The sequence below is a fragment of the Frankia sp. CeCAU1 genome (assembly GCF_977971845.1).
This window is the reverse complement of sequence record NZ_CDWWXA010000164.1, coordinates 3,957-4,667: the sequence shown is the minus strand read 5'-3', so window position 1 is coordinate 4,667 and position 711 is coordinate 3,957. Positions and strand designations below refer to the sequence as shown.

Annotated in this window: 1 protein-coding gene and 1 pseudogene; both read left to right on the top strand. The window is 72.9% G+C overall.

Annotated elements, in window-relative coordinates:
- Positions 1-194: pseudogene (locus AC08OO_RS20610) on the top strand (energy transducer TonB); the annotation flags it as partial.
- A gap of 120 nt (positions 195-314) precedes the next feature.
- Positions 315-581, top strand: a complete 267-nt coding sequence (locus tag AC08OO_RS20605; RefSeq protein ID WP_476611834.1) for a hypothetical protein — start codon at positions 315-317, stop codon at positions 579-581.
- The last annotated feature ends 130 nt before the right edge of the window (positions 582-711 follow it).

Sequence of the window (711 nt, the reverse complement as noted above, 5' to 3'; positions counted from 1 at the left end):
CTCGGTTCTCGGTGATGCGTCCGACCCTGCTGCTTCCGGCCGGGGTGCGGGTGAGCGTGGCCGGTGACATGCCGTACGACGTGGCGGCGCGCTGGTGGGACTCGCTGACGGTCGCGGGGTCGGCGGCGAGCCAGTGGTACTACTCGCAGATCAACGGCTGGCCCGGTGGTCATCGTCGGAACGGGGGCCGGTGATGGCGGGCTCGCTGCGGGCGTTGCACTTCATCCGCCAGGATGCCGGCAGCTACGGCGACCTGGCAGACCAGCGGGCGGTGTTCGCGGCGGCGTGCACGGCGCGCGGCTGGCGGGCCGGGGGTGCGGTCCGCCAGATCGGGTCCGCACGCCTGGTCGGCGGTCGTCCGGCTGGTCGGGTCGGGGGCGTACGGCGTGGTCGTGGTCGACACGGTGGAACGGCTCGCGGCCACCGAAACCGGGCGGATGGCGGTCCTGGGCCTGCTGCGCCGGACGGGGGTGCGGCTGCTGGTCGCACGCGAACCCCTCGACACCGGCGACGCGATCGGCCGTGCCCTCGCCGATTCCCTGCTCGACCCGGAGGAACAGCGGACACCGCTCGCGGCATGACCTGACCCACGGCTGATCAAACCCGGGTTCGGGGGCTTCCACGCCACCCGACCCGGTTTTGATCTTTCACGGACCCCCGGCTGAGCTGATCTCCTCCGTCGGTCGGGCGGCTGCGCCCTACGTCGGGTTC